Raw genomic sequence first — 6,176 nt, 5'->3', positions numbered from 1 at the left:
ATGCCGATCACGGAGTTCGCCCCCGAGCACGCCGCCGCACAGGCCTACCTGCGGCTGGCGCGGGAGCTGGTCGCCCGTGGCGCCGTCGCCTGACGACACCCTCGCCGGCGCCGCCGTGGCGGCGTCTCCCTCCGCGGCTCCCGGTAGCTTCGACAGGCTCAGCCACCTCGCGGTCGGCGGCCCCGAGCCCTCCGAGCACACCGAGGTTCCTGAGCGTGTCGAAGGGACCGGGCCCGACGCTCCCGGCTTCCGCGTCACGCTGCCCGACTTCGACGGCCCCTTCGACCTGCTGCTCACCCTCATCTCGCGCGCCGAGCTCGACGTCACCGAGGTGGCCCTCAGCCGCGTCACCGACGAATTCATCTCGTACCTGCGGGCGATGGGTCCCGATGGCGACCTCGACGAGGCGTCCGAGTTCCTGGTGGTGGCGGCGACCCTGCTCGACATGAAGATCGCCGGGCTCCTGCCGCAGGGAGAGCTGGTGGATGCCGAGTCGGTGGCGCTGCTCGAGGCCCGCGACCTGCTGTTCGCCCGGCTGCTGCAGTACCGCGCCTTCAAAGAGGTGTCGGCGTGGTTCGCCCGCTCCCTGCAGCGCGAGGGGACCCGCCACACGCGCTCGGTCCGGCTCGAGCAGAAGTACCGCAGCGCGGTGCCTGAGTTGAAGTGGACGCTGTCGGCCGACGACTTCGCCGCGCTGGCGGTGGTGGCCTTTGCGCCGAAGCACGTCCCCACCGTGGGGCTCGACCACCTGCACGCCCCCCTGGTGAGCATCCGCGAGCAGGCCGCCATCGTGGTCACCCTGCTGCGCGCGGCGGGGACGCTGAGCTTCCGCGATCTGGTCGCCGGTGTCAGCGAGACGGGGGTGGTCGTCGCGCGGTTCCTGTCGATCCTCGAGCTGTACCGCCACGCCGCACTGTCGTTCGAGCAGCTCGAACCCCTGGGCGAGCTGACCCTGCGCTGGACCGCCGAGAGGTGGTCGGAAGAGAACCTCGCCGCCCTGGGAGCCGACTATGACCGATGACCCGTCGACCGCGACCGCCGACCGCGACGCCACCGTGGACACCGCCGCCGCGACCGCCCCCGTCCCACGCCCGAGCGACCCGGCATCCGTCGCCCGTCGCCTCGAGGCGATTCTGCTCGTGATCGACGAACCGCAGAGCCTGGTGAGCCTGGCGGCCGCGGTCGCCGCCCCCGTGCCGGCGGTGCGTCAGGCCGTCGCCGCCCTCGTCGCCGACTACGACGGCGAGGCGGGCGGACCCCGGCGCGGCTTCGAGCTGCGCGAGGTCGGCGGCGGGTGGCGGCTGTACGTCCGCGAGGAGTACGACGACGTCGTCGGCGAGTTCGTGAACACGCAGGCCCCCTCGCGACTGTCGCAGGCGGCGCTCGAGACCCTGGCCGTCATCGCGTACAAGCAGCCCGTCACGCGCGGGCAGGTGGCATCCATCCGCGCCGTCAACGTCGACTCGGTCGTGCGTACGCTGCTCGCGCGCGGGCTGATCACCGAGGTCTTCACCGACCCCGACACGGGCGCCATCCACTACGGGACCACCGACCAGCTGCTGGTCCACCTCGGCATCAACTCGCTCGACGAGCTGCCGCACATCTCGCCGTTGCTCGACGACGGCTCGGACGGATTCGACGGAGAGGTACTGAAATGAGCGACGCTTCGACAGGCTCAGCGACCGGGGGCGACGAGGGCGTGCGCCTGCAGAAGGTGCTCGCGAACGCGGGGGTGGCCTCGCGCCGCGTCTCGGAGCAGATGATCGTCGAGGGGCGCGTGCGCGTCAACGGCGTCGTGGTGACGGAGCTGGGCTCGCGCATCGACCCCGAGACCGACCTCGTCGACGTCGACGGAACGGCGATCCAGCTGGATTCGTCGAAGCGCTACGTCATGCTGAACAAGCCGACGGGCGTCGTCAGCTCGATGAACGACGACCGCGGGCGCCCCGACCTGCGGCGCTACACGAAGGACTGGGACGAGCGCCTGTTCAACGTCGGACGACTGGATGCCGACACCTCGGGCCTGCTCGTGCTCACCAACGACGGCGATCTCGCGCACGTCCTGGCGCATCCCTCGTTCGGGGTGACCAAGGTCTACATCGCCAAGGTCGAGGGGCAGGTGCTCCCGCAGACGATCCAGCGGCTCATCAAGGGCGTCGACCTCGAAGACGGACGCATCGCCGCCGACAAGGCGCGTCTGCTGGACTCGTCGAAGGGCGAGAGCCTGGTCGAGCTGACCCTCCATTCGGGCAAGAACCGCATCGTGCGCCGCGTGATGGCCGAGGTGGGTCACCCTGTCGTCGAACTGGTGCGTCGGCAGTTCGGACCCCTCCACCTGGGAACACTCCCGGCGGGCAAGGCGCGCGAGTTGACTACAGTAGAACGTGGTGCCCTGCTCACGCTGTCTCGTCGAGACGGTGACGCTCCGGTGGAGTGAGCCTCCCGGGCGTCTCGCGGTGCGTGCGGCACCGCCCAGGGCAGCAGGAGACCCGATGAGCGAATCGAACGAGGCGTCCGCGCGCGCGGCGGGGCCTTTGGCGACCCGCACGAGCGGCACGGTCCGCGTCGTCGGGTCGGGTCTGCTCGGCGCGAGCATCGGCCACGCGCTCACCGCGCGCGGCGTCGACGTCGTCCTCGTCGACGCGTCGCCCTCGCAGCTGCGCCTGGCCATCGACTACGGCGCCGGTCGGGCCGAGCGCGCCGACGACGCCCCGGGGCTCATCGTCGTGGCGGTTCCGCCCGACGTGACGGCCGATGTCGTCGAGCGCGAGCTCGCGGCGTTCCCGGATGCCGTGGTCACCGACGTCGCGAGCGTCAAGCTCGAGCCGCTGCGCACCCTGCGCGCGCGCGGTGTCGACCTGCGTCATTACATCGGGTCGCACCCCATGGCCGGACGCGAGCGCGGGGGAGCCATCTCGGCCCGCGCCGACATCTTCGTGGGCCGCCCCTGGGTGGTCTGCCGGGATGCCGAGACCTCGGCCCACGACCTGTCGCTCGTCGAGGGACTCGCTCTCGACCTCGGGGCCACCCTGCTCGAGATGACCCCCGAGGAGCACGACGAGTCCGTCGCCCTCATGTCGCACGTGCCGCAGCTGGTCGCGAGCCTGCTGGCCGGACGTTTCGTCGAGGCCCCCGACGGCTCCCTCCGCCTCGCCGGTCAGGGCGTGCGCGACACGACGCGCATCGCGGCATCCGCTCCCGAGCTGTGGGTGCAGATCCTCGGCGCGAACGCCGCCCCCGTGGTGTCGGTGCTCGACCGGCTCTCGGCCGACCTCGCCGAGGTGGCCGAGGCGCTGCGCGACCCCGACGTGCCGGGGGCCCGCCGTGCCGTCGCCGATACCATCCGCCGCGGCAACGAGGGCGTCGAGCGTCTTCCCGGCAAGCACGGCCAGAACCGCCGTTTCGATACTTTCGTCGTCATGGTCGACGACACCTCCGGCCAACTGGGCCGCCTCTTCGGCGAGCTCGGAGACCTCGACGTCAACGTCGAAGACCTGCGCCTCGAGCACTCGCCCGGAGCCCCGTTCGGCCTCGCCGAGATCAGCGTCGTCCCCGACGCGGTCCGCCGGGCCGTCGACGGGCTCCAGCAGCGCGGATGGCGGATTGCGAGCACCACCCATGACTGACCTTCCCACCCCGGCCCTGACCAAGCCCGCGTTCGGCGCGGCGCTGGCGGCTCCCGCCGACGGCTCGGCGCCCGCGGACGCGGCGTCCGTCCCCGCGGTCGTGGCGATCGACGGCCCCGCCGGCAGCGGCAAGTCGAGCGTCTCTCGGGCCGCCGCCCAGCGACTCGGTTACGGCTTCCTCGACACCGGCGCCGCGTACCGCGCCCTGGCGTGGCACGCGCTCGCCCACGGCGTCGACACGTCGGACGCCACGGCGGTGCTCGAGGTGTTCGGCGACTTCGACTACGCGATCTCGCTCGACACCACCGACCGCTGGGTGCGCGTCGGCGGGGTCGACGTGACCGCCGCGATCCGCGAACCCCGCGTGACCGACGCCGTCAGCGGTGTCGCGCGCGTGGCCCCGGTGCGCAAGGCCGTCAACGACCTGTTCCGCCGGCTCGTGGCATCCGCGGGTCTGTCGGGGGTCGTCGTCGAGGGGCGTGACATCACCACGGTCGTGTTCCCCGACGCGCCCGTGCGCATCCTGCTGACCGCGGCTCCCGAGGTGCGGGCCGCGCGCCGCAGCAAAGAGCTCACGAACCAGGATGCCGCCAAGGTCGCCGCCGCTCTGCACCAGCGCGACGCGGCCGATTCCACGGTCGTCGACTTCCTCACCGCCGCCGAAGGCGTCGAGGTCGTCGATTCGACCCACCTCGATTTCGCACAGACCGTCGACGCCGTGTTGCGCGTCGTCGAGACCACGATGGGAGCCCGCGATGGGCGTTGAAGACGAGTACGAAGGCGGGCCCGATCAGCTCGCCGAGAAGATGCAGAACCTCGACGAGGTGCTGGCCGAGCAGCGGGCCGAGGCCCTGCGCGCGGGCCTGGCCGACTTCGACCTCGATGAGGACGATGCGGCCCTGCTCGCGGGGCTGGCCTCGGGCGACGGCGAGATCGAGTTCCTGCCGGCGCTGCCGGTGGTCGCGATCGTCGGTCGGCCGAACGTCGGCAAGTCCGCGCTCGTGAACCGCATCCTCGGCCGCCGCGAGGCGGTCGTCGAGGACACCCCCGGCGTCACGCGCGACCGCGTCACCTACAAGGCCGAGTGGCTCGACCGCCGCTTCTCGCTGGTCGACACCGGCGGGTGGGAGCCCGACGCCAAGGGCATCGACCGTTCGGTCGCGGCGCAGGCCGAGGTCGCGATCGACCTGGCCGACATCGTGCTGTTCGTCGTGGATGCCACGGTGGGGGCGACCTCGACCGACGAGCACGTCGTCCGCTTGCTGCGCAAGAGCCACAAGCCGGTGTTCCTCGTCGCCAACAAGGTCGACGACGCGCGCCAGGAGCCCGAGGCCACGGCCCTGTGGAACCTCGGCCTGGGCGAGCCCCACCCGGTCTCGGCGATCCACGGCCGCGGTGTGGCCGACCTGCTCGACGAGATCATGAAGGTGCTGCCCGAGGTCTCGGCGGTCGCCAAGTACGAGATCGGCGGCCCCCGACGCGTCGCGATCCTCGGTCGCCCCAACGTCGGCAAGTCGTCCCTGCTGAACAAGGCCGCCGGCGAGGAGCGCGTCGTCGTCAACGAGCTCGCCGGCACCACCCGCGACCCCGTCGACGAGGTCGTCGAGCTCGGCGGCAAGCTCTGGACGCTCGTCGACACCGCCGGCATCCGCCGACGTGTGCACCTGTCGCAGGGCGCGGACTTCTACGCGTCGCTGCGCACCTCGACCGCGCTGGAGAAGAGCGAGGTCGCCGTGGTCGTGATCGACGTCTCGCAGCCGATCAGCGTGCAGGACCTCAACATCATCGACCTCGTGCTCGAGTCGGGTCGTGCGCTCGTGCTCGCGTTCAACAAGTGGGACCGCCTCAACGACGACGACATGGAGAATCAGGATCGTCGCCGTTACCTCGAGCGCGAGATCGAGCAGGACCTCGCGCACGTCGCGTGGGCTCCGCGCGTCAACATCTCGGCGCGCACGGGTCGTCACCTCGACAAGCTCGTGCCGGCGCTCGAGACGGCACTCGAGTCGTGGGACACCCGTATCCCCACCGGAAAGTTCAACGCGTTCCTGTCGGAGCTCGTCGCCGAGCACCCGCACCCCCTGCGCGGCGGAAAGCAGCCCCGCATCCTGTTCGGCACGCAGGCCGCGACGCGTCCGCCGACCTTCGTGCTGTTCACGACCGGGTTCCTCGACCCGGGCTACCGCCGGTTCATCCAGCGGCGCCTGCGCGAGATCTACGGCTTCGAGGGCACCCCGATCGTGCTGAACATGCGCATCCGCGAGAAGCGCCAGCGCTGAGCCCGCGTCGCGAACGCCCCGGTCCCCGTCTTCGGGGGCCGGGGCGTTCGCGCGTTTTCGTTTGCGTTCGGCGGCGCTCGGCCGGCGCCAGCGCCGGCGCCGCCGACTCGCCCACCCACCCGCCCTCCCGCCAGCCCGCGAGACGGCATCCGGCTGACAACTCGGCCGCAGGATGTCGCCGACTTGTCAACCACGTGCAGTCTCGGCGAGCCGGCGGCGCCGGCGCCGCCCGAGCGCAGCAGGACGCGAACGAACGCGCGAACGCGCGAAC

The 6,176-nt window shown here is 71.7% G+C and carries 6 protein-coding genes and 1 pseudogene; all 7 read left to right on the top strand.

The genetic code is table 11. The annotated features are described in order from the left end of the window. A pseudogene (locus QZ433_RS04415) lies at positions 1–93 on the top strand (ParA family protein); the annotation flags it as partial. A gap of 166 nt (positions 94–259) precedes the next feature. Continuing rightward, entirely contained in the window at positions 260–1,021 is a 762-nt protein-coding gene (locus QZ433_RS04410) for a ScpA family protein (RefSeq protein ID WP_295780199.1), read from the top strand. Then, complete coding sequence (gene scpB / locus QZ433_RS04405) at positions 1,011–1,658, top strand: SMC-Scp complex subunit ScpB (protein WP_295780198.1); 648 nt, start codon at positions 1,011–1,013, stop codon at positions 1,656–1,658. Before QZ433_RS04410 ends, scpB begins: the two co-directional genes overlap by 11 nt. Continuing rightward, positions 1,655–2,437 carry a pseudouridine synthase gene (locus QZ433_RS04400; RefSeq protein WP_295780197.1) on the top strand — a complete coding sequence of 261 codons (783 nt, stop codon included), beginning with the start codon at positions 1,655–1,657 and terminating at the stop codon, positions 2,435–2,437. The genes scpB and QZ433_RS04400 overlap by 4 nt, the downstream gene beginning before the upstream one ends. A 55-nt stretch (positions 2,438–2,492) precedes the next feature. Beyond that, entirely contained in the window at positions 2,493–3,626 is a 1,134-nt protein-coding gene (locus tag QZ433_RS04395; RefSeq protein WP_295780196.1) for a prephenate dehydrogenase, read from the top strand. Next, the gene (cmk, locus tag QZ433_RS04390) at positions 3,619–4,392 is read left to right on the top strand and encodes a (d)CMP kinase (RefSeq protein WP_295780195.1); all 774 of its coding nucleotides are present in this window, start codon (positions 3,619–3,621) and stop codon (positions 4,390–4,392) included. The genes QZ433_RS04395 and cmk overlap by 8 nt, the downstream gene beginning before the upstream one ends. Further along, on the top strand, positions 4,382–5,905 hold the full coding sequence (gene der / locus QZ433_RS04385; protein ID WP_295780194.1) for a ribosome biogenesis GTPase Der: 1,524 nt from the start codon (positions 4,382–4,384) through the stop codon (positions 5,903–5,905). Before cmk ends, der begins: the two co-directional genes overlap by 11 nt. The last annotated feature ends 271 nt before the right edge of the window (positions 5,906–6,176 follow it).

This window comes from uncultured Microbacterium sp., from assembly GCF_913776565.1.
Lineage (GTDB): Bacteria > Actinomycetota > Actinomycetes > Actinomycetales > Microbacteriaceae > Microbacterium.
This window is presented reverse-complemented; position numbering and strand designations above follow the sequence as displayed.